The sequence below is a fragment of the Paenibacillus cymbidii genome, from assembly GCF_004764705.1.
Lineage (GTDB): Bacteria > Bacillota > Bacilli > Paenibacillales > NBRC-103111 > Paenibacillus_AN > Paenibacillus_AN cymbidii.
In genome coordinates this window covers 360830-386575 of sequence record NZ_SHLX01000003.1, presented here as the reverse complement: position 1 = coordinate 386575, position 25746 = coordinate 360830, and the positions used below count along the sequence as shown (strand labels likewise).

Below are 25746 nucleotides of genomic sequence, written 5' to 3'. Positions count from 1 at the left end.
GTTCCGGAAGCTTTATTAATCGTTGCGGGCGGGAGGAATTGCGATGAACGGAAAATGGAAACGTTGGCCGCTCGCGGCACTGCTCATCGGCAGCTTGCTCACGGGAGGAACTGCGGCGCTCGCCGATTCGATCGCGCCGGCCAGTGCGGATTGGACTTCCAACCGCATGATTGCGCATGCGATGGGCGGCATCGACGGCGAAGCGTACACGAATTCGCTCGATGCGTTCGAACGCAGCTACAAACGGGGGTACCGGGTGTTCGAAGTGGACCTGCTGCTCACCGACGACGACAAGCTGGCCGCGAGGCACGACTGGTCGGAGGACGTCCAGCCCGGTTTGCCGGACGATCTGATCGGCGACTCGATCAGCCTGGCGGAATTCAAAGAGCAGCCGATTCTGGACAAATACAAACCGCTGTCGTTTCGCGACATCGTGCGGCTGATGCTGCGTTATCCCGACATTCGCATCGTGACCGATACGAAAGAAACGGATGTCGACCTGGTGCGCACCCAGTTTGAATACATGAAACGGACGGCGGCGATGATCGATCTGTCCGTGCTCGACCGGATCATCCCGGAGCTGTATACGCCGGAGATGTATGACGCCGTCATGGCCATCTATCCGTTTCCGGACAAGTTATATTCGCTTTATTTGAACGATTCCACCAGCGGCGAAGTTGTGCGTTTCGTGCGCGAGCACCAGATTCGCACCGTCGCCATGCCGGTCAATCGCGCGCTGCTCGACCCGTTCCTCGTGCGCAAGCTGAACGATGCGGGCGTGATGACGTACGTGCACGCCGTCAACAACAAACTGGAGATGAAGCTGCTGCTCAGCTTGGGCGTGTACGGCGTGTATTCGGATTTTCTGGCGAACGATGCCGACTACTATACCGGCTACATCGAGCTGCCGATCCCGCGCAGCGAATCGACAGTGCTGCTGTACGCGCTGCTCGCGACCACCTTCGCCGCCGTAGTGCGGCGCATGCGGGAGAACCCGCTGGGGCTGCGCTGAAGCGGTTGGCGCGGTAGTTGGACAGGCGGATGCAAGCGCCTGCCTTTTTTGTTTGGCGTTTGGCGCTTGGCGGCCCGATTAGCGGGGCCGCGCCGCGGTGGGTGCGGGAAATAAGCCATGTTTTATTGGCTATTTCGCTAAAATGAGCGGGTACTGGAGAAATAACCAGTGAAAACACTGGTTATTTCGTTGATAAACCCGATTTGGAGATAGTTTGGGGCAAATAGCCAATGATTTCACTGGCTATTTTCGATGAAGCATGGGAAATGAGGCAAATAAGCCATTTTTTATGGGCTAATTTGGGAGGCTACTGGGCGGAACGTCTGGGCGGAGCGTTTGGGCGGAGCGTTTGGGCGGAACGTTTGGGCGGAACTAGTCAACGCAACGCTCCGCGCCCGGCGCCGCCCTCCGCTACCCCTGCGACTTGTCGGCGCGGTCGGTCTTGTAAATATGAAGCCGCACAATCCGCAGCCGGTCCACCTCGGCCACTTCGAACATGTGCTTGCCCACTTCCACTTTCATGCCTTTGCCCGGCGCGCCTTCCAGCTTCTTGAACAGCCAGCCGCCGATCGAATCGACCTCGTCGTCCTCGATGCCGAGATCGAGCATGTCGTTCACTTCCTCGATCAGCATCCGCCCGTCAACGGACGTCAGATGCCCCTTCACTTCCAGCACCGGCCGCTCGTCGTCGAACTCGTCCTGCATGTCGCCGACGATTTCCTCGAGAATGTCCTCCGCCGTCAGCAGCCCCGCCGTGCCGCCATACTCGTCGATCACGATCGCCAGCTGCGAGCGGCGCTTCTGCATCAGCCGCAGCACGTGGCTGATTTCCATCGATTCCGGCACCGTCAGAATCGGCCGAATAAAATCGTTCAACTCATGCGGCTCGCCCGGATCGCAAGTAAGCAGATCCGAAATATGCACGAAGCCAACGATCCGGTCCTTGTCGTTCATCGCCACCGGGTAGCGAGTATGTTTCGTTTCGTGCACCAGCTTCAGGTTCTCCTCGTACGACAGGTCCGTAAACAAACAGTCCATATCGATGCGCGGCAGCATCACCTCGCGGGCGAGCCGGTCGGAAAACTCGAAGATGTTGTCGAACAGCTGCATCTCGTCTTTGTCGATATGGCCGCTGCGGGCGCTCTGGTTCATCAGGATGCGAATTTCTTCCTCGGTATGCGCCGCTTCGTGCTCGCTGGCCGGTTCCACGCCGAACAGACGCAGCAACCGGTTCGCCGCGCCATTGAGCAGCCAGATGACCGGGAAGAACAGCTTGTAGAAATAAAGCAGCGGAAACGCCAGCCAGAGCGATGTGGCGTCCGCCTTCTGGATGGCCAGCGACTTCGGCGCCAATTCCCCAAGCACAATATGCAAAAACGTGATAACGGCGAACGCGATCGCAAACGACAGCGAATGGCTGAACACGGCGTTCTCCCAGCCGAAAGCAGCGAACAGCGGATCGACGATCAGCTCGGAAATCGACGGCTCGCCGACCCAGCCAAGTCCAAGCGAAGCGAGCGTAATGCCGAGCTGGGTAGCGGACAAATACGCGTCCAGCTTGCCGGTCACCTTGAGCGCGTATTTCGCTTTGACATTGCCGTCGTCCGCCAGCTCCTGCAGCCGCGTCGACCGCACCTTCACCAGCGCAAATTCGGCAGCAACGAACAAACCGTTCAGCAGCACGAGAACGAGCACAAGCGCTGCATGCCACGCCATTTTTCCGAATTCGAAGTGTGCGTTCACGGTTCGCTCCCCTTTGCCAACGGACCGGCGGCGGTCACAGAACCGCCCGTCGCTTTTTGAAATCGATGTCTTCGTAATACATATGCTTCACCAGCAAGTTCGGGCCGCAGCAGCTTGCGGCGGGACAATGGCAGTTGACCGCCTCGCTCAGCTCGTGCCGCTCCCAGCGGGCGAATACGTCGTCGAGCCTGTCGCGCTGCACGTTGCCAAGCGCCGGGATCGCCGCGAAGTCGGTCACGTATACGTCGCCGGTGAACAGGTTGACGTTCAGCCGGTTGCGTCCGTCCGGATCGTTGCGCACGGTAACGTTCGGCTCGGCAGCAAGCCGGCGGATCAGCTCCCGATCGGCCGCATCGCCGCTGCAAGCAAAAAACGGCAGCGTGCCGAACAACATCCACATCTCGCGGTTGCGGCTGTCGAGCAGCCGGTGGATGGCCGCGCGGAACTGCTCCAGGCTCAGCATCGGCAAATCGGCGGCAAACGCGCTCGGATACATCGGATGCACCTCGTGGCGCCGGCAGCCCATTTCTTCGATCAGCTTATGAATGCCCGGCAGTTTCTCGTGAGTGCGGTAATTAATCATCGACTCCGCCGACACGAACATACCCGCGCGGCTGAGCTCCCGGGCGTTGTTCATCATTCGCTCGTACAATTTGGCCGAGGCGGCGCTGCCGACAGGCCGGTTCGTCTTCGCAAATCCGACCTGGTGAAAATCGTCGGCATTCAAGTAGTTGAAGGAAATGTGCATCACGTCGAGATACGGGGCCATCGCTTCGTAACGCGCCAAATCGAGCGTCACGTTCGAATTGAGCTGCGAGCGGATGCCTCGCGACTTGGCGTATTGCAGCAGCGGGACAATGTAGCCGGTCACCGTTTGTTCATTGTACGACGGTTCGCCGCCGGTGATGCTGATTGTCTCCAGATGCTCCACTTCGTCAAGCCGCTTCAGCATGAGCGCAAGCGGCAGCCTGGCCCCTTCCGCCATCGTCAACGCATCGCCGACGGCACAATGCTCGCAGCGCATATTGCACAAATTGGTGACCGTCATTTCCACGCTGGTCAGCGTATGCCGGCCATAAGCCTTCAGCGAGCGCAGCGGGTCCCACGGATCGTAAGCGGGACTGAGCGTGCGCGCCGCGGCGAACAAGTTGTCTTCTTTGATCATATATTCTCTCTCACCCAACCCATTTCACGCAGCTTCCCTGCAGGTTCGCCCATTATTGTATCGCAACCTCGCGCAAAATGAAACCGAACGCCGCTATTGACCATGCCGGCGCAGCCAGCCCGGTGCCCACCAATTCGCTTTGCCCAGCACCTTCATCAGCGCCGGCACCATCACGATCCGCACGAGCGTCGCATCGATCAGCACCGCCAGCGCAAGGCCAAGCCCCAGCGCCTTGATGATTTCAATATCGGTGAAGATGAATGAGCCGACCACCGCGATCAGTATGAACGCCGCGCTCGTAATGAGGCTTCCCGTGCGGGTAAGCCCGGCAGCGGTGCTCGCCTCGTTGTCGCCATGCTTGTCGTATTCCTCGGCGATCCGCGAAATGAGGAACACTTCGTAATCCATCGAAATGCCGAAAACGACGCAAAAAATGATGATCGGCAGCGTGGCGCTTACGTAACCCGTGGAGGTGATGTGCAGCGCTTCCGCCAGCCAGCCGTGCTGGAAGACGAGCACAACCATGCCAAGGCTGGCGCCCAGGCTGAGCATGTTCATCAGCACCGCCTTCAGCGGCAGCAGCGCGGAGCGGAACGCCACGAACAGCACCGCGTAGGTGACCAGCATGACGAAGCCGACCACATAAGGAATACCGGCGGAAATACGCTGCAAAATGTCAACCCGGTACGCGGTTGCGCCGGAAACTTGCGTCTCGAGCTGGCCGCGCTCCATCGTGCGCAGCCGGTCCACGAGCCGTTCGCTGTCGCGGCTGTCCGGCCCCGACTTGGCAGTGACGGCGATAAAAGCGGCATGCCCCGACGCCAGATGAAGCTGCTTCAGCTGCTGCCTGCGCTCGCCCGCCGCCAGCAGCGCCGCCGCCTGTTCCGGGTCGTCCGTGCCGAGGCCGGTCAAATAGCTTTTCACTTCTTTTACCCCGGGATCGGCGGCGATACGCGCGGTGTAAGCAGCCATTTCGCGGATGGAGGCCGCGGACCAAATCTCTTCCTTCGTTTGCACAAAAACTTGAATCGGGAAACTGTCCGCCGGATCGAATTCGCGATCGAGCAAATCGGAACCGTAACGCGACTCATACGAAGGCGGCAGCACCTCCGCGTTCGGCAGCCCGAGCCGCATGCCGCCAAGCGGCAGCATACAAACGACGAGCAGCGCCGCCACCGCAACAATCAGCGTCACCGGGCGCTTCATTACTCCGTACGCGATGCGCTCCCATAGGCGGCCGCCGGACGCGCCGGCCAGCATTCGCCTCGGCACGAGCCGCAAGCGGTCGATGCGGCGGCCGAACAAGCCGAGCAGCGACAGCAGCAGCGTATTGGCCACCAGCACCGACACCAGGACGACGATCACGCCGCCGATGCAGAGCGAGCGGTAGATCGACAAATCGACGAACATCATGCCGAACAACCCGATCAACACCGCCAGCCCGGAGAAAAAGATCGATTTGCCCGCAGTCTGGCTCGTCACCGCCACGGCTTCCTCCACGCTTGCGCTTCGCTTCAGCTCTTCGCGGAACCGGCTGACGGTAAACAGCGCGTAGTCGATACCGACGGCAAGCCCGAGCATGGTCACCATATTCGGCAAAAAATTCGAAAGCGATTGCGTTTGCGCGATAAAATAGGTGAGTCCGAGCGTCACCGTGACGCTCATGACGCCGACGATGAGCGGCAGCAGCGCGCCGAGCGCCGTCCCGAACACAAGCACGAGCACAACGAGCGCAATTGGCAAGCCGACGATTTCCGACTGGGCGATGTCATGTTTGCTTGCGGCTTGCATGTCGTACAAGATCGCCGTTCCGCCGGTCACGTATACGTTCATGTCCGCGGGTGGCTGGATCAGGCTGCGGATGTGCGGGTATTGCTCCAGCGCCGTATCCGTATCAAGCTTCAGCGGGACGGTTATCGCCGTCAGGTAGCTGCCGTCTGCCAGCCGTTTGGCCGCCTGCGGCTCGACGGATACGACGTATGCCAGCTGCTTCACTTCTTCCAGACTGGCGTAAATCGTCGCCTGGTTGGCGGCTTCGGTCAAATCGAGCTTGTCGCTCGTGTAGACGATCGATAACGAAGAAGCGGGAAAATCGAGCTGCCGCTGCAGGTTGACGAAGCCTTGATCCGACTCGCTGCCGCGCGGCGTAAAGCCGTTGTCCTTGAGCAGCTCCGGCGTCATCTGCGCGAACAGCCCCAACACGACGAATGCGGCCAGCCAAATTGCCGCGATGCCTAAGCGCAGCTTGTACATCCATTTGCCCCAAAACCAAAACCATCCGCGTGTTGCCGTTTCTTTCAAAATAGGCCCTCCGTCCTGGCCGAATCTCCCGCTATTGTCCCATTTTTTGGCGCACATTACAAATGAAGCGGGCTAAACCGGGCCGGCGCGTACGTGTCCGCCCAGCGCGAATCGGACCTTATCCATTCATGTGCGGTAAAAAATTTTTTTCGCCATTTCCGCCGTAAACATATACGCAATGACGATCAAGCCAACCGCCGCCAAAATGCCGCCCGGCAGCGAAGTGAATCCAAAAATGCCCCCGAGCGGGGTGAACGGCAGCACCAGCGTCGCGGCAACGACCGCCAATGTCGCGCAGAGCAGCGGCTTCCCCGGCCTGCTTCGCAAAGTGGATTTCTGCGTACGAATGACCAATACGATCAGCGACGCCGACACGACGGATTCGATGAACCAGCCAGTGCGGAATTGCTCCTGCGTTGCGTGCAGCCCATATTTCAGAACGCCGAAGGTAATAAAATCAAACACCGAGCTGACGATGCCGAACGTCATCATAAATTTGCGGATGAAGCCAATGTCCCAGCGCCGCGGCCGATCGATCATTTCCTCGTCCGTCTTGTCCGAAGCGATCGTCATCTCCGGGAAATCCGTCAGCAGGTTCGTAAGCAAAATTTGCTTCGGCAGCAGCGGCAGAAACGGCAGAACGAGAGAAGCACCTGCCATGCTGAACATATTGCCAAAATTCGCGCTTGTGGCCATAAAAACGTATTTCATCGTGTTGGCGAACGTTTTCCTGCCTTCCCGGACGCCTTGCACCAGCACGTTCAAGTCCTTGCCCAGCATCACGATATCCGCCGCTTCCTTGGCGACGTCCACCGCGGTGTCCACGGAAATGCCGACATCCGCCGCGTGCAAGGCGGAAGCGTCATTGATGCCGTCTCCGATGTAGCCGACGACATGACCCGATTTTTTGATCGCATGAATGATGCGTTCCTTCTGGTTCGGCTCCACTTCCGCGAATATATCGAACACGTTCACTTGATGCATCAGCGCTTCGTCGTTCATCGCGGCCAGCTCTTTGCCGCTCAGCACCCTGGGGGACAGCAAGCCGATTTGCGCGCCGATGCGGGCGGCGATGAGGCAATTGTCGCCCGTTATCATCTTCAGTGCAATGCCAAGCTGCTTAAACCGCTGCACCGTCTCCGCGATTCCCGGCTTTGGCGGATCTTCGAACAGCAGAAAACCAAGAAACGCCATATCCCGCTCATCGTCCTTGGTCATCTTCTCCAGGCCATCTTCCCGTTTCACGGCGACGCCCAGCGTCCGCAGCCCTCTTTGACTGAACGCTTCAAACTGCGCAACGATCCTCTCCCTTTCGGTGGCCATCGAGGTTTTGGTACCGTCCTCCTCCTGAACGAAGGAGCAGATGTCGAGCACGTTGTGCAGCGCGCCCTTGGTCACCATGAAGCGCTGCTCCCCTTCTTCAACGAGTACGCTTAACCGTTTCCGCGTAAAGTCGTAAGGGATTTCATCCAGCTTGGTACAGCCGCTGACGTCGAACGATTTGTAAGCGATGATCGCTTCGTCGATCGGGTTCGCATACCCAGACTCGAAATGCGCGTTGAGATAGGCGAATCGCTCCAGTTCCTCGCTGGCGGCCCCTCCGGCGTCGACAACGGAATCGATCCTCACCGTGCCTTCGGTCAACGTTCCCGTCTTGTCGGAGCACAGCACGTCCATGCCGCCGAAGTTTTCAATCGAAGCGAGCCGTTTGACGATGACGTTGCGGCGCGCCATCATCTTGGCGCCATACGACAGGTTGATGCTGATGATCGCCGGCAGCAGCTGCGGCGTCAACCCTACAGCCAAAGCCAACGAGAACAGAAACGAGTCGAGCACCGGCCGATCCAGAAACAGATTGACCATGAAGATCGCAAATACGAGGGCGATCGTAATCTCCATCAGCATGTAGCCGAATTTGCGCACCCCGCGCTCGAATTCGGTCTCGGCGGGCCGCAGCTTCAACCGTTCGGAAATTTGGCCGAACTCCGTCTTGTTGCCGATCCGGACGACCAACGCTTGCGCCGTGCCGCTGACCACATTGGTCCCCATATAAAGCGTGTTGGTGCGATGCGCCAGCGGCGAATCCGCTTCCACAACGCCGGGAACCTTCTCGACGGGAAACGTTTCGCCGGTTAGCGCCGCTTCATTCACGAACAACAATTTCGCCTCCAGCACGACGCAATCTCCCGGCAGGATGTCGCCGGATTTCAACATGATCACGTCGCCGGGAACGAGCGTCTCGGCGGGCACGTCAAGCGGGACGCCGCCCCGGATCGCGCTTGACTTGATCTGGACGATCGCCAGCAGCTTCTTCATCGCGCTCGCGGCTCCCCGCTCCTGCAAGAAGCCGAGAATGCCGCCGATCAGGACGATCGCCAGTATAATGACCGCATCCGTATTATCGCGCAAAAAAAACGACAGCACGGCGGCGATCAGCAAAATCAACGTAATCGGACTTCTGACTTGATTGAAGGCCAGTGCAAGCATGGCGAATCGCTGCTTCGGCTTGATCAGGTCCGCTCGGAACCGTTCCAGTCTTGCCGCCGCCTCGTCTTGCGTTAACCCTTGAAGCGTCGTGTCCAGGCTTTTCATCAATGACGCCACCGATTGATTCCAGAAGCTTTTTTGCAGCGGATCGCTCATGCGCGGGCCTCCCGTTTTATTCGAAATCAAGCCAGATCAGTTCGGCGACAGCAAGACCAACGGCGATGACGTTCCCCACGATAAAAAACCACTTTCTCATTTTGCGGCTCACGGGCTCTGTCGACATGAGCCACTCCCATAGAATGATGCCGTTCACCACCACGATAATAATCAGCGCCAACCACCAGTTAACTGCCATTTCGATTCCATCCTCCCGATTCGTGTGCTTCATCCATCATTTTATTGCAGACTGTCCGATTTTACATATAAAAGATGTTGCGATTCTTTGTCCCGGGTTGCCCGCGAAATAAAAAGCCCCTTTTGCGCGTCGGCGCAACCAAGGGCTTCGCAATTTATAAAGGCGTATGAAGTCCGACGGCGGCAATCATGACGGAAAGCTTCTTCGACAAATCGATTTCGTAAGGCTCCTCCAGCTCGTGCCCGTCCGGGTCTTGCAGGATGCGTACGATCGGGCGCTGCGGCATCGCCGCGTTGAGATCAATCACGACCCCCGCTTCGCCCGTGCTGAGCGTCACGGAGACGCCAAGCGGGTAGATTGCGATTTTGTCGCGAAACTTCTCGATCTTCTCCTTGTCGTACAACGTTCCCGCGCCGGTATACAAAATTTCCATCGCCTGGTGAGGCAGCATCGCGTCCCGATATACCCGGTGCGTCGTCATCGCGTCGTACGAATCGACAACGCCGATCCAGCGCGCATATTCGGTGATCTGCTCGCCGGCGATGCCGCGCGGATAGCCGCTGCCGTTGATCCGCTCGTGGTGCTGGAACGCGCAATGCGCCGACAGCAGTGAAATGTTCGGCTCGTCCTTCAGCAACCGGTAGCCGTACACGGTATGCTGCTTCATCGCTTCGAACTCGTCATCCGTCAGCTTGCCCGGTTTGGTCAAAATCGCCGGGGGCAGCTGCGTTTTGCCGATGTCGTGCAGCAGCGCGCCCAGGCTGAAGACGGTCAAATCCTCGCGCGACAGCTTCTGCGTCAGCCCCATGATCGTCGCGTAAATGCAAACATTAAGCGAATGCTGGTACAAGTAGTGATCCGCAAGCTGCATGCTCGTCAGCATAATCATCGCGTCCGAATGCCGGCTCAAATCGTCGATCAGCAGGCCGACCACTTCGCGGAACGCTTTGCCGATTTGCTGGTTGACGGCCTTCTTCCGGTTGGAATCTTCCATCAGCCGGCGAAAATGGGTGCGAATCGTCTGCATCGCCACCGCCCGCGTTTCGTCTCGCAGCAGTTCCCTGACGACGATGTCGTCCGTTCGCGGGTCATCTATGTAGAGAAAACAAATGCCGTGCTGCGTCAGGCGGCGGAGCAGCGCCTCCGTCAATTCGACATGTTCGCCGAGCAGCACGAGCCCTTCTTCGTTGTAAATCTTTTTCCCGAGACGCATACCGGGTTGGCAAAGGCTGATTGGCAGCAAACGCATGTTGTTCTCCCATTCCCTTTACGCTCTTATGCAGATGGTTCTTGTCCTCTTGTCTCCTTACTGTAAAGGATAAGCCGCAAAAGAGCAACGGCACCCGGCAAGGAAAGGACGGCGGAACTAGCTTAATTTGCCCGCAAGAACGAACACCAGCATAACCGCTGCCAGAATGAACCGGTAATAGGAGAAATAAGTGAGCGAAAGCCGGGAAACCAGCTTGATGAAAGTAGCGACGGCAACGAGCGCCACGATGAACGAAACGATGAAGCCGGTGACGAAAAAGCCGATATCGTTCGAGCTGAAGCTGTCGATGCTTTTGTAAAAGTCGTAAGCCGAAGCGGCCACCATAAGCGGAATCGCCATCAGGAACGTAAAATCGGCGCCGGCCGCACGGCTCGTTCCCGCCAGCATGCCTCCTGCGATCGTCGCGCCCGAGCGGGAGAAGCCCGGCCACAGCGACAGCACCTGGGCAACGCCGATAAAGAAGCTTTGCCGGTACGTAATTTGGTCCATCTTCTCGGCGGTTTGCGTCCCCCGCTGCTTCTCCGCCACGATCATGAACAAGCCGCCGACGACAAGGCCGATCAGCACCGTTTCCGGCATGAACAGCAGCTTGACGTATTTATGCAGCGCGAACCCGATGAGCCCCGCCGGCAAAATGCCGATCAGGATGTGCAGCAAATTGAGCTTCGGCCCCGGCTGCAGGCGCGACGCCTTGTCCTGGATGCCGAACAGGCGCAGCACCCGCCGCCAATACAGCACCGCTACGGCCAGAATGGCGCCGAGCTGGATGACGATTTCGAACGTATCCGCCTTGTCTCCGGTAAACCCGATCAGATGTCCCGCCAAAATCATATGTCCTGTCGACGAAACAGGCAAAAATTCGGTCAATCCTTCCACAATGCCGATGACAACGGCAATCCACATATCCATCCGCGTTCGATTCCTCCATCATTATGTTTTGCCCCCGCTTGTCCGGCGCAACAAGCTGCCGCAGGGAGCGCCGCTGCCCAGCTTCAGCTTCGCTGTGCCGTCCAGCGCGGTCTGGCGCAATCGACAAGCGCTCCTGTGTCGAGCAACTCGGCCGCGAGCACGTCGCGAATGAATTCCGGCAAAAAATAGCGGATTCCGCCGCCTTTGCCCAGCGTCGGATAACCAACGCCGAAGGTAAACATGTCCAGCGTGGCGATTTCGTAACTGTCGTCCGGGCGCAGCTCACTGCCGCCGATCCGCACCGACCGCAGCTTCGCATACGGCTCCGCATCCGGATCGAAGCGGACTTCGATGCCGTCGAGGCATAACGTGCCGAGCACTTTGCCGCGAAACCCGTAGCCCATCAGCGGCTTCGTCTGAAATTCCGGCAGCAGCGCTTCCTCGAGCGCCTGGGCGATCTGCCCGCCCTGCAGCGTAAGCAGGCACGGATTGATCGGCGACGGACACAGCCGGAGCAGCGTTTCGCGGGTCACCGGTCCGGCCTCAAGGCCGTCCAGCAGCTGACCCGCGTTCACGAGCGCCGCCGCCGCTCCCGTCCAGCGGCGCAAGCCGGCGGCGAGCAAGTTGCCGAGCTGAGACTCGTGCGACCAGTCGTTATGAAGCGGCTCGGCCAGCGTCGCCACCGTATCTGCGAGCCGCCTTGCGGCGACAGCCCGCCAATCGGCGATCAACGCGGCGATATCGGCGCTGGCCGGATAATCGCTGGCCTCCAGACAGCGGCCGCGAACTTCGTGCAGGCAGCCGCGCTCGCCGTCGAACAGCAGTTCGACTTCGCCGACGTAGCGCCCGAACTTGCCTGCGGCGCACAAGTACGTATCGCCGATGCGCAGCGGCTGCTCCAGCAGATGATGCGTATGTCCGCCGAGGATGACGTCAATGCCTTCCACCTCGCGGGCGATCCGCTCGTCGGTGGACAAGCCGAGATGCGACAGCAGCACGATGGCATCGACTTGTCCGCGCAACTGCCGGACGAGCCGCGCCGCAGCGGCCAACGGTTCGCCGACGTCCCAGCCGAGCGGATGGTAGAAGTCGTTGAAGCTGGCCGTAATGCCGATCAGACCTAGCCGGACAGACCCGCACGTCATGATGCGATAAGGCGCGAACCAATCGGGCGTCAGGCCCGATTGCCGCTCCGCAATGTTGCTGCCAAGCAGCGTAAACCGGGCTTGCCCGTCGTAGGCGGCGGCAAGCGTGCCGGCGGGAAACGTCAGCCCTTCGTTGTTGCCGAGCACGGCCGCGTCATAGCCGGTCGCGTTCATGACGGCGATGTTGGCTTTGCCGGCGGTGCCTTCCGTCTCCATGAACATCCGGTCCATATGATCGCCGACATCGACCGTCACAACGCCTGCGGCGTCTTCCGCATGAGCCGCCCGGCGCGCACGGATGAGCGAAGCGATCCGCGGCATTTGCTCGAAATGGCTGTGAATATCGTTCGTATGCAGAATCACCAGCTTTTGCAGCGAAACGGGCAAGATCGTCCCTCCTTATGCCGAAGCGATGGGAACATTGGGCGTCGGACGAGCGCCAGGGGGTCAGCCGAGACTTACCCTTTGCGCAAATCGTCCGGCGACAGCCGGTTTTTGTAACCGTACGTCGCTTCGTCTCCGAGCGACAGGTCGTGCAGCAAACGCACTTTCAGCACGCTTTTGACATTCAGACAGGCACTGCTGCCGTTCGGCACGTAAAGGCGCAGCGGAAATCCTTTTTGGATCGGCTTGCCGTCCTCTTCGTAAAGGAATGCCGCCTGGCCAAGCTCCTCCCACGGAATGGTGGCGCAAAATTCGTCGCTCGCCTCCACCTGAAGATGGGTCGGCGGCTCGCCGGTTTCGGTTTGCCCCGTCGTCGTTATCCAGGCGCCGTACCAGCTCGTTACGTCAAACGCTTTGCCAACGACGCCGGGCACTCTATCGCCGATATCGAGCTGCAGCGGACCGAGCGCCGCCATTTGCGATACCGGCCAGCGCACCGTCGTGCCGCCTTCGCTGATTTCGATTTCCACCCGCGACGCCTCCTTGGAATGCTTGGGATCGGTCTAGCAATTTCGGGATCATTCTATCTATTATACAAAAAACGATCCCGGCTGGCTAATCCCATGCAGTCGGCGACGCGATATGATAAACTGAAGCAATGCAACTCGTATGGAGTCAGGAGCTGATCCATTCATGAAACTAACCGTTCACGTATTCGCCGGACTTGCGGATGTGCTCGGCGGCCCTCGCATCGACATCGAGGCGCCCGGCCCGGCCATTGCCGCCGAACAATTAAAATCGCTGCTCGCGCTGCGTTACCCGGCTGCAGCATCGTTGCTCGAGCTGACATTCATCGCCGTCAATCAAGCCTATGCGGAAGCGGACGCGATGATTACGGAAGCCGACGAAATCGCGCTCATCCCGCCCGTTTCGGGCGGACAGGAGCCGGAGGCGCCGGCCATGGCGGCCATCACGCGCGAGCCGATCGATGCCGATGCGGTAGCCGCCCTCGTGCTTCGCCCCGATCACGGCGCCACGCTGACGTTCATCGGCACGACGCGGGAGTTGACGTACGGCAAACGGACGACGCGGCTCGAATACGACGCTTACGAGCCGATGGCGCTCGCCACGATGCGGCAAATCGGCGGCGAAATCGCCGCCCGCTGGCCCGGCGCCCTGTGCGCCATTGCGCACCGCATCGGCGTCGTGGCCATCGGCGAAGCCAGCGTGGTTATCGCCGTCTCCACGCCGCATCGCGCGGCATGCTACGAAGCGAGCCGCTATGCGATCGAACGGCTGAAGCAAATCGTACCCATCTGGAAAAAGGAAATATGGGAAGACGGCAGCGAATGGCAAGGCCATCAACAAGGGCCTTGGAACCCGCTCGCGAATGCGGCGGACTGATCGTGCCGCTGCGCAAGCCGACAACATCGAAGAAGGGAGGTGCCGCCATGAGCGAACAGGAACATATCAGCCGCTATTCGCGCCAAACGCTGTTTGCGCCGATCGGCCGCGAGGGGCAGATCAGGCTTGGCGGCTCGCGGGTGGCGATCGTCGGCATGGGCGCGCTCGGCACCGTGCTCGCCAACCATATGGTGCGGGCGGGGGTCGGCTATGTGCGGCTGATCGACCGCGATTTTGTCGAGATGAGCAACCTGCAGCGACAAATGCTCTACGACGAAGCCGATGCCGCCGCTTCCAAGCCGAAGGCAGCAGCGGCTGCGGAACGGCTGCGGCGCATCAACGCCGACGTTGTCGTCGAACCGCACGTCGTCGATTTGAACGTCACGAACGCCGAGCAGTTGCTTGGCGGCGTCGACTTGATTCTCGACGGCTCGGACAATTTTGCCGTTCGGTTCCTTGTCAACGATGTCAGCGTCAAGCTCGGCATCCCGTGGATTTACGGCGGCGCCGTCAGCTCGCGCGGCGTTGCGCTGGCCATCGTGCCGGGAGAAACGCCGTGCCTGCGCTGCCTGTTCGGCCAGCCGCCGGCGCAAGGCACAACCGAAACGTGCGATACCGCCGGCGTCATCGGCATGATCGTGCACGTTGTCGCTTCGTACCAGGCGACGGAAGCGCTCAAGCTGCTCGTCGGCGACCGCGCCAACCTGAACCGCCGCATGCTCCATTTCGAGCTGTGGCACAATCACCAGGCGGCGGTCGACGTGTCGAAAGCGCGCAAGGCGGATTGTCCCGCTTGCGCGCTGCGTCGGTTCGACTATTTGGAAGCCGGCGGCGACGCGGAATCGATCCAGTCGTTATGCGGCCGGGACGCCGTGCAAATTCAGCCGCTGCGCAGCGCGCACATCGATTTGCGCGACAAGGAGCTTGCGCTTTCATCGCTCGGTCAAGTCGAACGCAACGCGTTCCTGCTCAAATTCCGACCCGGCGGCGGGCTTACCCTTGTGCTGTTTCCCGACGGGCGCGCCATCGTCCAGGGGACGAATGACATGGCCGTCGCCAAAAGCTTGTACAGCCGGTATGTCGGCATGTGAATAAGCGGAAACTCCGGCTTAAATCGCTGCCGTTGCCCAGGCCGGGGCAAATAAGCCGAATTTTGAGGAAGGATACCACAGTCCATAATAAATCGCCAACTTTTTAAAATAGGCCATGTTTTATTGCCTATTTGGCTAAAAACGGGCTCCCCCTCCGAAATAACCAATGAAATCACTGGCTATTTCGGCTAAAACACCCTATTCGGAGCCTGGCGGAGCAAATAAGCCATGTTTTCACTGGCTATTTCCGCCCAAACCGGCGCAATCGGATAAATAAGCCATTTTTCACTGGCTATTTTGAATACCAGCCCGGCTTGATGCGGCGGTCACCTTGTTTTCTGATGATTCTATTGGCCTCGTTGCTACCGGGCATCAGAAAATCGAAAGAGGAATTCTTCGCGCAGCGACCGGAGCGTGAAATGATGCTTCCTATCGCGCATGGCTGCGCAACAGCCATGCAATCAAGTAGTACCTTCAGCCTGACGGTTCGTTCGAGCGCGGCGTGTGTGGGGAGCTGCTTTTGATACGAAAACAGACACCTTGTCGAGCCAGTCGTAGCTTAAACGCAAAAATGCCCTTAAATACTGCCATACAGACTCGTTTGTTAAGTTTAAGAGTTAAAGTGCGCTTAGATTCGACGACTTGCACCAAATGTTGGGAAAATAGCAATGGGTACGTGCATTTTTGCCGTTAAGCTGTCCAAACCAGCCGTTTGAGGCGAGTTTTAATGCATTTAAGCACTTAAAGGTAGTGGTTCTGGTTCTGGTTCTGGTTCTGGTTCTGGTTCTGGTTCTGGTTCTGGTTCTGGTTCTGGTTCTGGTTCTGGTTCTGGTTCTGGTTCTGGTTCTGGTTCTGGTTCTGCTTCGGGTTCGGGTTCGGGTTCGGGTTCGGGTTCGGGTTCGGGTTCGGGTTCGGGTTCGGGTTCGGGTTCGGGTTCGGGTTCGGGTTCGGGTTCGGGTTCGGGTGCTAATCTCGGTGCTGTTTTTGTTGAGCGACCACGTAAACAGACCGGTTTTATCGCCAATCGGAATTTGCTCTTCCGCTTCACGTGAAAACTTATTTTTCTTATGTGATGAAGCGTTTGCAAACGATCGTGAAATTTTCGACTTCTCTCGACATCTTCCCGTTGTCAACCAGTCGAATCCTTGCTAGTATAAAATGGTAAACACCCTTCGACCGGCAGGTGAACGGAAATTGAGAGTAAGCATAACGGAGCTGAAAGTGGGCGACCGGATTATTGAGGACACGTTTAACTCGTACGGCCTGCACATCTTGTCGGCAGGCACCGTTCTCGATATGGACGATATCAGCAAGCTGTTCCGGCACAATATCGACTACGTCCAGATCGATCTCCGCCAGGCACAGCAACCGCCGGCCGCAAGCGCTCCCGACGACTGGGAGCAAGTGAACCACGCTTACAGTTCCGCCGTGGAAGGGATCAAATCAATGTTCGCACAAGCCGCGAGCAACGATACCATCGACGAAACCGCCGTCAACAACAGCGTAGTGCCGCTTGTCAGCTGCTTCAGGCAGCAGAAGGACGTCGTGTCGCTGCTGCTGGCTCTCAACAGCAAGGACGACTATACATACGACCACAGCGTGCAGGTAGGCATGCTTTCTTATTACATCTCGTTATGGCTCGGCTATACGGAAGAAGAATGTTTGCTCGCCGGCAAGGCGGGGTATTTGCACGATATCGGCAAATGCAAGATCGACAACGCCGTTCTGAACAAGCCGGGCAAATTAAGCGACGATGAATACATGGAGATCAAGCGCCACACGATCTACGGTTACGATTTGATTCAGGAATCGCTCGGAGACGAGACGCTCGCTCGCGTAGCGCTGGAGCATCACGAGCGCTTCGACGGCAAAGGGTATCCGCGCGGCATCGGCGCGGACAGGATGCTGCCGCTTTCCAAAATTGTCGCCGTCGCCGACATCTACAGCGCCATGACGTCGTCGCGCGTGTACCAGAAGGCGCGGGATTTGCTGACTGTGCTCAAGGAGCTGTTCCGGCTCAGCTTCAACGAAATCGATCCCGGAATCACCCAGGTATTCATTCGCCACATGATGCCGCATTTCATCGGCAAGTCGGTGCTGTTGAACGACGGCCGCACCGGCCGCATTGTGATGACGAACCCGACCGACTTCTTCCGCCCGCTCGTCACGATCGACGGCAAGTTTCACGACTTGGCCTCGAACCAGCAATTGCAGATCGACCGCATCATAAATGAAAGCGCTTAGGGCGTGTATGAATACTCCGAGGGGATCAGATCTGGCCGAAGTTTCGATCCATGCCCAAAAATCAGACGACAAGCGGAGGGCGATCCGGCATGAGAATTTCCATCGACGACCTGCAAGTGGGCGATCGCCTTCTTACGGATGCAATGACGACGAACGGCGTCAATATTTTGGCAGCGGATTCGGTAGTGGAAGCGATCGACATCGTCAAGCTGAAGCGGCACCGCATCGCCGAAGTCGACATCGAACTGCGCAAGCGGGACTTGCCGTCCGTTGGCGCCCCCCACGATCCAAAATCGCTTGAGGCGGCCTACGCCGCGGCGGTGAAAGGCATCAAGATCGTTTTCCTGCAAGTTTCCGCGGGAAAAGGCATCGACGAAACGATCATCGATCGGATCGTCGAGCCGCTGGTCGACCGTTTCGCCCAGGAGCAGGATGTCGTTTCCCTGCTGATCGGACTGCGCAGCAACGACGAATACACGTATACGCACAGTGTACAGGTCGGGATGCTTTCCTATTTTATCGCCAAATGGCTCGGCAAGTCGGAGAAAGATTGTCTGCTCGCCGGCAAAGCCGGGTATTTGCACGATATCGGCAAAAGCCGGTTCGATATGGCACTGCTGAACAAAGCGACGAAGCTGACCGATGCCGAATACGAAGAAGTGATGCGGCATACGGAATACGGCTCCGCCCTGATTGTGAAATATTTGCGCCAGCCGTTGATGGCCCGCGTCGCACTGGAGCATCACGAACGGCTGGACGGCAGCGGATACCCGCACGGACTCACCGGCAAAAAAATACACCCGCTGTCGCGCATCGTGGCGCTCGCCGATATTTACAGCGCCATGACGTCGTCGCGGGCGTACCAGAAGGAACGCGACTTGCTGGATGTGCTGCGCGAAATTCACGCGCTCGGCTTCAGCAAGCTCGATCCGAAAATTACCCAGGTGTTCATCACCCGGATGCTGCCGCACTTCATCGGCAAGTCGGTTCAACTGAACAACGGCAGAACCGGGCAAATCGTGATGATGCACCCGACCGATCCGTTTCGCCCTCTGCTGCAGGTAGAGGAAACGTTCATCGATTTGACGCGTCATCTCGAACTGCGCATCGTAAGCGTACTGCCGTAACGGGCGGGCCCTGACCTACTCGTTACAGCACGCGTCTGGCGCTCAAGTAATTGTCGATCCAGAACGGCTTGGACAAATCGGATATTTGCACCCCGTCCTTCGGCTTCGTATCGGCGTCGATCATTTTTTGGTCCCCCAGATAGATCCCCACATGACCGACCGTATGGTTGTTGCGGAACCGTCCCGGAATGTTGAAAAAGACAAGATCGCCCACCCGCAGGCTCGACTTGCTGACGCTTTGCCCTTTCGTCGCCTGCTCGCGCGCCGTTCGCGGCAGGTCGACGCCGAATTTATCAAACACATGGCCCGTAAACGAGGAGCAATCGAACGCGCCCGATTCGGAATACGGCGCAGCGCCGAATTCGTACTTGACGCCCAAATACCGTTTGGCGTAATCGATCAGGTCGCCGATCGTTTTGGAGCTTGCCGCGGCAGGCAGCGCTTCGTTGCCGAAGGGGCTTTGGGCCGCGTGCTGCAGCGCTCTCGGCATGACCGTCGACACGTTTTTTTTGCTGCTGCCGGTTTGATTGGCTTGATGGTTTGGCTTCGCTTTGACCGGATCGGCCGGATCGTCGGCGAAGCCGTTTGTCCCGCCGCTTCCGGCGCCGCTGCTCCCCGCATCGCGATCCATCGTCGTTTGTTTCGCCGTCGGATGCAGGATGAATTGCTGCTCGCGCACCGAAAACGTGATGTCGTCGTTCAACAGTTCGTCGACGGCCGATACCGGCAAGTACGGCTTGTCGCCGATCAGGATCGGTGCCTCGGCCAGCGGCACCGTACGGCCTTCCTTGCGCGCGGACCGCGCGTCCATGCTCAATTCGAATGCCGCATCGTTGTCGCCGAAACGCAGCTTGTGCGCCGCCGCGTCCCAGCTGTGCTGAAAGCCGAGCGTATCCAGCAATTGATTCGCTTGCACGTAATCTTTGCCGTCACGCGTCGTAACGGCCAAGGCGGCCGAACCGTCGGAACGGAAGTCGACCTTGTCGTCCGTCGTCATTGACAGGATGCGCGGCCCTGCGGAGGCGCTCGGGTTCGGCCGGGCTCCGGCCTGCGTCCCGCTCAGCGATTGCTGGCGCGTCTGGGCGCCGGTTCCGGCATTATGTTTGGTGCCGCAGGCGGTCAGCGAAAGCGATACCGACAGCAGCAGCGCGGCTCCGGCGGCGGTATGTTTGACAGTAGGCATGATGAACTTCGCTCCTTATGGATGGACGTTTCGGTAACGTTAAACAACGATCGAACCTGTTCCATAGGATGAGAAAACGAAGCGGTGCCTATGCGCACGACGGCGGTGCCAAACTTTGTCGTCTCGGGCGCGGCTTGGCATCGAATTCCAATACAAAAATACGTGTCCCGGCGACTTGGGCATGCGAGCGCCAAAGTCATCACGGACACGTATTTGTAATCAAAGGATAATGTTGGGGTTAACCAATAGATCCTTCCATTTCGAACTTGATCAACCGATTCATCTCGACCGCATATTCCATCGGCAGTTCCTTCGTAAACGGCTCGATAAAGCCCATGACGATCATTTGCGTCGCTTCCGCTTCCGTCAAGCCGCGGCTCATCAAATAGAACAGCTGATCCTCGGACACCTTCGACACGGTCGCTTCGTGTTCCAGCGTAATGTTGTCGTTCATGATTTCGTTGTACGGAATCGTGTCCGACGTCGATTGGTTATCCATAATCAGCGTATCGCACTTGATGTTCGCCTTCGAGCCTTGCGAATTGCGGCCGAACGAGGCGAGCCCGCGGTAAGTCACTTTGCCGCCGTGCTTGCTGATCGACTTGGAGACGATCGTCGAAGTCGTGTCCGGCGCCAGATGGATCATCTTTGCACCGGCGTCCTGGTGCTGGCCTTTGCCGGCGACGGCGATCGAAAGCACCATGCCTTTGGCGCCGCGGCCTTTCAAGATAACAGCCGGATACTTCATCGTCAGCTTCGAGCCGATGTTGCCGTCGACCCACTCCATCGTGGCATTCTCTTCGGCGACGGCTCGCTTCGTCACGAGGTTGTAAATGTTCGGCGCCCAGTTCTGGATCGTGGTGTAGCGGGCGCGCGAGTTTTTGCGGCAAATGATTTCGACGACGGCGCTATGCAGCGAGTTCGTGCTGTAGATCGGCGCCGTACAACCTTCGACGTAGTGCACGAAGCTGTCTTCGTCGGTGATGATGAGCGTGCGCTCGAATTGGCCCATATTTTCCGAGTTGATGCGGAAATACGCCTGCAGCGGCACCTCGCACTTCACGCCTTTCGGCACGTAGATGAAGCTGCCGCCGGACCAGACGGCGCTGTTCAGCGCGGCGAACTTGTTGTCGCTCGGCGGCACGACGGTGCCGAAATATTCGCGGAACAGCTCGGGATGCTCGCGCAGCGCCGTATCCGTATCGGTAAAAATGACGCCCTGCTCCTCGAGGTCCTTCTGCATGCTGTGGTAAACGACTTCCGACTCGTACTGGGCGGATACGCCGGCGAGGAACTTCTGCTCCGCCTCCGGAATGCCCAGCTTGTCAAACGTCTCCTTGATTTCGGACGGTACTTCTTCCCACGTTTTTCCTTGCTTCTCCGACGGCTTGACGTAGTACTGGATGTCATTGAAGTCCAGATCGTCCATATTGCCGCCCCACTTCGGCATCGGCATTTTGAAAAACTGCTCCAACGACTTCAGGCGAAAATCAAGCATCCACTGCGGCTCGTTCTTCATCCGCGAAATTTCGGTCACGATTTCCGCCGTCAGCCCTTTGCCGCTGCGGAAGATGGCTTGATGCTCGTCGCGAAAGCCATACTTGTACTCTTCGAGATCCGGCATTTGTTTGGCCATGGTGAATCCCCCTTTCAATCGGTTGACTTGCATGATGGAATCGATAATTACTGTTTCCCTGCCTGCTCCGCCTGTTCCACGCCTTTGCGCAGCGCGTTCCAGGCGAGGGTCGCACACTTGATGCGCGCCGGGAATTTGCCGACGCCAGACAGCGCTTCGATGTCTTCGTATTCGAACTCCGGCGACCCGCCTTTCATCATCGCGGAGAAATCTTCGGCCATTTGCAACGCTTCGGCAAGCGTTTTGCCTTTGACCGCGTCGGTCATCATCGAGGCCGACGACATGCTGATCGAGCATCCTTCACCGACGAACTTGGCCGCTTTGACAACGCCGTCCTCAACTTGCATCTGCAGCGATATTTTGTCGCCGCAGGAAGGGTTGTTCAGGTCGATCGTTACGCTTTGTCCTTCGAAGGTGCCGCGGTTTCGCGGGTTTTTATAATGATCCATGATGACTCTGCGGTAAAGATCATCCAATTGCATGACGGAAGTACTCCTTCGTCTTTAGTAGCGCCGCCGCCAAACGATCGATGTCGTCGATGGTATTGTACAAGTAGAAGCTCGCTCTCGCCGTAGCGGGCACCTGCAGCCAGCGCATGAGCGGCTGGCAGCAATGGTGGCCGGCGCGAATGGCGACGCCCTCGGAATCAAGCACCGTCGCCAAATCGTGGGGATGGATATCCTCTAGGTTGAACGTAACCAGTCCGGCGCGATCTTCCTTCGGACCGTAAACGACAAGCCCTTCGATCGCCGTCAGCTTCTCCATCGCATACTTGGTGATCGTTTTTTCATGACGGTCGATGTTGTCCATGCCGATCGCTTCCAGGTAATCGATCGCCGCCCCCAGCCCGATGGCGCCGGCGATAATCGGCGTGCCGCCTTCGAACTTCCAGGGCAGCTCTTTCCATGTAGAGCGCTGCAGGTCGACATGATCGATCATTTCACCGCCGAATTCGACCGGCTCCATGTTGTCGAGCAGCGCCTTCTTCCCATACAGTACCCCGATCCCGGTCGGTCCACACATCTTGTGCCCGGAGAATGCGTAGAAATCGCAATCGAGCTGCCGCACGTCGACCTTCAGATGCGGCGTGCTTTGAGCGCCGTCGACGACCATCACCGCGCCATGGCGGTGGGCGATAGCAGCGATTTCGCGCACCGGATTGACGACACCGAGGACGTTCGATACGTACACGACCGAAACGACTTTCGTTCGCTCCGTGATCGTTTTCTCCACATCGGCCAGAAGAATCGTGCCGTCGGCCTGCAGCGGGATATATTTCAGCGTGGCGCCCGTCGCTTGCGCGGCCATCTGCCACGGAATCATATTGCTGTGATGCTCCATCGGCGTAATGACGATTTCGTCGCCTTCCTTGCACACCGCTCGCGCGTAGCTGGATGCAACAAGATTGAGCGCCGTCGTCGTGCCGCGAGTGAACACGATCTCTTCCGTGGAGCGTGCGTTGATGAACCTGGCGACCTTCTCGCGCGCGCCCTCGTAAGCGTCCGTCGCCCGCGAGCCGAGCGTGTGCACGCCGCGGTGCACGTTGGCGTTGTCGTGCTCGTAGTAATACTTCATGGCTTCAATGACCGCAACCGGCTTCTGCGAAGATGCGGCGCTGTCCAAATAAACGAGCGGGTGACCGTTTACTTCCTGCTGCAAAATCGGGAACTGACCGCGAATCGCTGCCGTTGTCATTGGCCCAACTTCCTTTCCACAAGGCGCTGCAATTGTTCTTCCAGCGCTCCGATCGGAATTTCCGAAACTACCGGCGCGAGGAAGCCGTAAATAATCAGCCTCGTCGCCTCGTCGCGCGAAATGCCGCGCGACATCAGGTAATAGATTTGATCCGCGTTCACTTGACCGACGCTGGCGGCATGGCCGGCCTTGACGTCGTCCTCGTCGATCAGCAGAATCGGATTGGCGTCGCCGCGCGCTTTTGGACTGAGCATCAGCACTTTCTCCGTTTGCTGGCCGTTGGCGCCGGTAGCGCCCTTCTCGATCTTGGTGATGCCGTTGATGATCGCCGTCGCATCGTCACGCATGACCGCACGCGTAATCATGTCGCTCGACGAATGTTTGCCGACGTGCACCGCGCGTGTGCTCAAATTCAGCTTCTGCTCCTCGGTGCCGACGCAAATGACTTTGGCATCGGAGTTTGAGCCTTGTCCCTTGAGAAGCGACGTCGTATCGGACAGCACGTTGCCGCCGTTCATTTCGCCGACGACCCATTCGATCTTGCCGTCGTTCTCGACAACGGCGCGGCGGTAAGCGACGTCGATCGTCGTTTCGCCAAGGCTGTGCACCGAAGCGAACTGGACGTGTGCGCCCGGTTTCACGAATACTTCCGCCGCGGAGTTGGACACCGGGGCGCCCGATCCGGCGGAAACGTAATTTTCCACGTAACTGACCGAACTGTTCGCTTCGGCGACGATCAGGACGTGAGGCGCAAACGCCGCTTCCGCATCCGTCGTCACGAACAGCGCCTGCACCGGCACTTCCACGCGCACGTTCTTCGGCACGTACAGGAATACGCCGCCGCTCCACAAGGCGCCGTGCAGCGCCGCCAGCCGATGTTCGTCGGCCGTTACCGCCTGGTGCAAATACGGCTTGACCAGTTGCGCATGCTCGCGAACTGCCGTTTCCAGGTCGGTGAAGATGACGCCAAGCGCGGCAAGCCGCTCCGACGCCCGATTGAATACGACCGCTCCGTCGCGCTGGACGATGACGTTGTCCGGGTTGTCAACGCTCAGCAGCGCGCGCGCTTCCTCGCTCAATTCGGCCAGCGACGCCAGCGCTGCCGTCTCCCGGTACTCGCCGAACGCTTGCAGTTGCCAGCGGTCGATTCGCGTTTTCTCCAGCTTCGGCAGCTCCAGCCGGTCTGCCAGTTCCGCCGCGCGTTCGCGCTGCGCCCGAAGCCATTCCGGCTCCTGCTTGCGCTGCGACAAGGCGGCGATCGATTGCCGATCAACAGTATAGGTTGTATCTGTGCTCAATTGGAAATCCTCCCCTATCACGCGTGCCCGAAATGCCGCGGCGTTCGCCCGGCCTTCGAACGACTACGCGCCTTGTCCTACGGTTTCGTCGACGATGCCCAGCTCATCCTTCACCCAGTCGTAGCCTTCGCTTTCCAGGCGTTCGGCCAACTCGGGACCGCCGGATTTGACGATGCGGCCCTGCATCATGACGTGGACGAAATCGGGCTTGATATAATTCAGCAGGCGCTGATAGTGGGTAATAATCAGGAAACCTCGTTCCGGCGAACGCAGCGAGTTGACACCTTCGGCGACAATGCGCAGCGCGTCGATGTCAAGACCGGAATCGATTTCGTCGAGAATGACGAATTTCGGCTCCAGCAGCAGCATTTGCAAAATTTCGTTGCGCTTCTTTTCGCCGCCGGAGAAACCTTCGTTCAAATAACGATGGGCGAACTCGGTATTCATTTCGAGCGTCTTCATCTTCGCTTCCATCTGGCGGATGAATTTGATCAGCGAAATTTCGTTGCCTTCGCCGCGGCGCGCGTTGATGGCGCTGCGCAGGAAGTCGGAGTTGGTGACGCCGCTGATTTCGCTCGGATACTGCATCGCCAGGAACAGACCGGCCCGGGCGCGCTCGTCCACCGCCATCTCCAGCACGTCATCGCCGTTCAGGGTCACGCTGCCTTCGGTCACCACGTATTTCGGATGCCCCATCAGCGCGGAAGCGAGCGTACTTTTGCCGGTGCCGTTCGGCCCCATCACTGCGTGCACTTCGCCTCCGTTTATTTGCAGGTCGAGGCCTTTCAAAATTTCCTTGCCTTCGATAGTCGCCTTAAGACCATCTATCTTCAATGTTGAAGCTTGTGTCATCGGGGAGCCCTCCAGATCCGTTCGAATAAGTTTTTCTTAAGAATCATTATAAACTGATTATCAATGATTCTCAATTCTATATTTTATTATAACCCGAAGCTGGAAATAAGAAAAGTTTATAACGGTCTTCATCCGCGCCATTCCCCCATCGGCCAACTAACTCCTTGCTAAAATAGGCCATGTTTTCTTGCCATACAAAATAACCAGTGAAATCATTGGCTATTTCGCTTGAAGTACCTATTGGAAGGCGATCTGGGGCAAATAACCAGTGTTTTCACTGGCTATTGCAGGCGGGCCGGGCGTTAGGGGCAATAGGCCATTTTTCATGGGCTGTTTGGGTTGGCCAGCAATAATCGGGCCACTAAGGGGGCGGCTCGCCAAGATAGGCTTCTTGCAACAGCGCGCGAGTACGCCCGCAACATCCTGCCCCAGCCCCGAAATTTAT

General features: G+C 58.3%; 20 protein-coding genes. 5 read left to right on the top strand and 15 right to left on the bottom strand.

The features are described 5' to 3' along the window. Nucleotides 1–43: 43 nt before the first annotated feature. Nucleotides 44–1012, top strand: coding sequence for a phosphatidylinositol-specific phospholipase C/glycerophosphodiester phosphodiesterase family protein (locus EXY20_RS06950; protein WP_135549046.1), 969 nt, complete (start codon nucleotides 44–46; stop codon nucleotides 1010–1012). A 411-nt stretch (nucleotides 1013–1423) separates the two neighbouring features. On the opposite strand, the gene EXY20_RS06945 is transcribed toward EXY20_RS06950, so the two are convergent. The 9 genes from EXY20_RS06945 to EXY20_RS06905 form a co-directional block, all read right to left on the bottom strand. Then, nucleotides 1424–2728, bottom strand: coding sequence for a hemolysin family protein (locus EXY20_RS06945; RefSeq protein WP_135549147.1), 1305 nt, complete (start codon nucleotides 2726–2728; stop codon nucleotides 1424–1426). 61 nt (nucleotides 2729–2789) lie between these two features. Beyond that, nucleotides 2790–3920, bottom strand: coding sequence for a radical SAM/CxCxxxxC motif protein YfkAB (gene yfkAB, locus EXY20_RS06940; protein ID WP_135549044.1), 1131 nt, complete (start codon nucleotides 3918–3920; stop codon nucleotides 2790–2792). A gap of 93 nt (nucleotides 3921–4013) precedes the next feature. After that, nucleotides 4014–6221: an MMPL family transporter gene (locus EXY20_RS06935; protein WP_235885391.1), complete on the bottom strand. Its 2208-nt coding sequence runs from the start codon at nucleotides 6219–6221 to the stop codon at nucleotides 4014–4016. Nucleotides 6222–6347: 126 nt separating this feature from the next. Continuing rightward, the gene (gene mgtA / locus EXY20_RS06930; RefSeq protein ID WP_135549040.1) at nucleotides 6348–8864 is read right to left on the bottom strand and encodes a magnesium-translocating P-type ATPase; all 2517 of its coding nucleotides are present in this window, start codon (nucleotides 8862–8864) and stop codon (nucleotides 6348–6350) included. A gap of 16 nt (nucleotides 8865–8880) precedes the next feature. After that, entirely contained in the window at nucleotides 8881–9063 is a 183-nt protein-coding gene (locus EXY20_RS06925; protein ID WP_135549038.1) for a hypothetical protein, read from the bottom strand. A gap of 154 nt (nucleotides 9064–9217) precedes the next feature. Next, nucleotides 9218–10312, bottom strand: coding sequence for an HD-GYP domain-containing protein (locus EXY20_RS06920; protein ID WP_135549037.1), 1095 nt, complete (start codon nucleotides 10310–10312; stop codon nucleotides 9218–9220). A gap of 117 nt (nucleotides 10313–10429) precedes the next feature. Further along, on the bottom strand, nucleotides 10430–11242 hold the full coding sequence (locus EXY20_RS06915; protein ID WP_135549036.1) for an undecaprenyl-diphosphate phosphatase: 813 nt from the start codon (nucleotides 11240–11242) through the stop codon (nucleotides 10430–10432). A gap of 83 nt (nucleotides 11243–11325) precedes the next feature. After that, on the bottom strand, nucleotides 11326–12774 hold the full coding sequence (locus EXY20_RS06910) for a bifunctional metallophosphatase/5'-nucleotidase (RefSeq protein WP_235885390.1): 1449 nt from the start codon (nucleotides 12772–12774) through the stop codon (nucleotides 11326–11328). A gap of 71 nt (nucleotides 12775–12845) precedes the next feature. Next, on the bottom strand, nucleotides 12846–13301 hold the full coding sequence (locus tag EXY20_RS06905) for a molybdopterin-binding protein (RefSeq protein WP_235885389.1): 456 nt from the start codon (nucleotides 13299–13301) through the stop codon (nucleotides 12846–12848). 163 nt (nucleotides 13302–13464) lie between these two features. Between EXY20_RS06905 and EXY20_RS06900 the strand changes: the two genes are divergently transcribed. The 4 genes from EXY20_RS06900 (at nucleotide 13465) to EXY20_RS06880 (ending at nucleotide 18637) form a co-directional block, all read left to right on the top strand. Continuing rightward, nucleotides 13465–14175, top strand: coding sequence for a molybdenum cofactor biosynthesis protein (locus tag EXY20_RS06900; RefSeq protein WP_135549035.1), 711 nt, complete (start codon nucleotides 13465–13467; stop codon nucleotides 14173–14175). 47 nt (nucleotides 14176–14222) lie between these two features. Further along, nucleotides 14223–15266 carry a ThiF family adenylyltransferase gene (locus tag EXY20_RS06895; RefSeq protein WP_135549034.1) on the top strand — a complete coding sequence of 348 codons (1044 nt, stop codon included), beginning with the start codon at nucleotides 14223–14225 and terminating at the stop codon, nucleotides 15264–15266. A gap of 1194 nt (nucleotides 15267–16460) precedes the next feature. Beyond that, complete coding sequence (locus EXY20_RS06885; protein ID WP_135549033.1) at nucleotides 16461–17510, top strand: HD-GYP domain-containing protein; 1050 nt, start codon at nucleotides 16461–16463, stop codon at nucleotides 17508–17510. Between the two features lie 89 nt (nucleotides 17511–17599). Continuing rightward, a complete protein-coding gene (locus tag EXY20_RS06880; RefSeq protein WP_135549032.1) occupies nucleotides 17600–18637 on the top strand; it encodes an HD-GYP domain-containing protein in 1038 nt (345 codons plus the stop codon). A 22-nt stretch (nucleotides 18638–18659) separates the two neighbouring features. Here EXY20_RS06880 and EXY20_RS06875 read toward each other — a convergent pair whose 3' ends face one another. The 6 genes from EXY20_RS06875 to sufC form a co-directional block, all read right to left on the bottom strand. Continuing rightward, nucleotides 18660–19820: a C40 family peptidase gene (locus tag EXY20_RS06875; protein WP_135549031.1), complete on the bottom strand. Its 1161-nt coding sequence runs from the start codon at nucleotides 19818–19820 to the stop codon at nucleotides 18660–18662. A gap of 238 nt (nucleotides 19821–20058) precedes the next feature. Beyond that, nucleotides 20059–21456 carry a Fe-S cluster assembly protein SufB gene (gene sufB / locus EXY20_RS06870; RefSeq protein WP_135549030.1) on the bottom strand — a complete coding sequence of 466 codons (1398 nt, stop codon included), beginning with the start codon at nucleotides 21454–21456 and terminating at the stop codon, nucleotides 20059–20061. A 47-nt stretch (nucleotides 21457–21503) separates the two neighbouring features. Then, a complete protein-coding gene (gene sufU, locus EXY20_RS06865; RefSeq protein ID WP_135549027.1) occupies nucleotides 21504–21938 on the bottom strand; it encodes a Fe-S cluster assembly sulfur transfer protein SufU in 435 nt (144 codons plus the stop codon). Beyond that, nucleotides 21925–23151 (bottom strand): cysteine desulfurase, encoded by a 1227-nt coding sequence (locus EXY20_RS06860; RefSeq protein WP_135549025.1) that lies wholly within the window; start codon nucleotides 23149–23151, stop codon nucleotides 21925–21927. The genes sufU and EXY20_RS06860 overlap by 14 nt, the downstream gene beginning before the upstream one ends. Continuing rightward, the gene (sufD, locus tag EXY20_RS06855) at nucleotides 23148–24449 is read right to left on the bottom strand and encodes a Fe-S cluster assembly protein SufD (protein WP_135549023.1); all 1302 of its coding nucleotides are present in this window, start codon (nucleotides 24447–24449) and stop codon (nucleotides 23148–23150) included. The genes EXY20_RS06860 and sufD overlap by 4 nt, the downstream gene beginning before the upstream one ends. Nucleotides 24450–24512: 63 nt before the next feature. Further along, on the bottom strand, nucleotides 24513–25301 hold the full coding sequence (gene sufC / locus EXY20_RS06850) for a Fe-S cluster assembly ATPase SufC (protein ID WP_135549021.1): 789 nt from the start codon (nucleotides 25299–25301) through the stop codon (nucleotides 24513–24515). Between the last annotated feature and the right edge of the window lie 445 nt (nucleotides 25302–25746).

Bases quoted from the DNA above. Each gene is read 5' to 3' on its own strand.
- yfkAB (WP_135549044.1), bottom strand. From the start codon at position 3,920: ATGATCAAAGAAGACAACTTGTTCGCCGCGGCGCGCACGCTCAGTCCC.
- EXY20_RS06875 (WP_135549031.1), bottom strand. From the start codon at position 19,820: ATGCCTACTGTCAAACATACCGCCGCCGGAGCCGCGCTGCTGCTGTCG.
- EXY20_RS06880 (WP_135549032.1), top strand. From the start codon at position 17,600: ATGAGAATTTCCATCGACGACCTGCAAGTGGGCGATCGCCTTCTTACG.
- mgtA (WP_135549040.1), bottom strand. From the start codon at position 8,864: ATGAGCGATCCGCTGCAAAAAAGCTTCTGGAATCAATCGGTGGCGTCA.
- sufU (WP_135549027.1), bottom strand. From the start codon at position 21,938: ATGCAATTGGATGATCTTTACCGCAGAGTCATCATGGATCATTATAAA.
- EXY20_RS06950 (WP_135549046.1), top strand. From the start codon at position 44: ATGAACGGAAAATGGAAACGTTGGCCGCTCGCGGCACTGCTCATCGGC.
- EXY20_RS06860 (WP_135549025.1), bottom strand. From the start codon at position 23,151: ATGACAACGGCAGCGATTCGCGGTCAGTTCCCGATTTTGCAGCAGGAA.
- EXY20_RS06925 (WP_135549038.1), bottom strand. From the start codon at position 9,063: ATGGCAGTTAACTGGTGGTTGGCGCTGATTATTATCGTGGTGGTGAAC.
- EXY20_RS06900 (WP_135549035.1), top strand. From the start codon at position 13,465: ATGAAACTAACCGTTCACGTATTCGCCGGACTTGCGGATGTGCTCGGC.
- EXY20_RS06895 (WP_135549034.1), top strand. From the start codon at position 14,223: ATGAGCGAACAGGAACATATCAGCCGCTATTCGCGCCAAACGCTGTTT.
- sufC (WP_135549021.1), bottom strand. From the start codon at position 25,301: ATGACACAAGCTTCAACATTGAAGATAGATGGTCTTAAGGCGACTATC.
- EXY20_RS06945 (WP_135549147.1), bottom strand. From the start codon at position 2,728: ATGGCGTGGCATGCAGCGCTTGTGCTCGTTCTCGTGCTGCTGAACGGT.
- EXY20_RS06915 (WP_135549036.1), bottom strand. From the start codon at position 11,242: ATGGATATGTGGATTGCCGTTGTCATCGGCATTGTGGAAGGATTGACC.
- sufB (WP_135549030.1), bottom strand. From the start codon at position 21,456: ATGGCCAAACAAATGCCGGATCTCGAAGAGTACAAGTATGGCTTTCGC.
- EXY20_RS06920 (WP_135549037.1), bottom strand. From the start codon at position 10,312: ATGCGTTTGCTGCCAATCAGCCTTTGCCAACCCGGTATGCGTCTCGGG.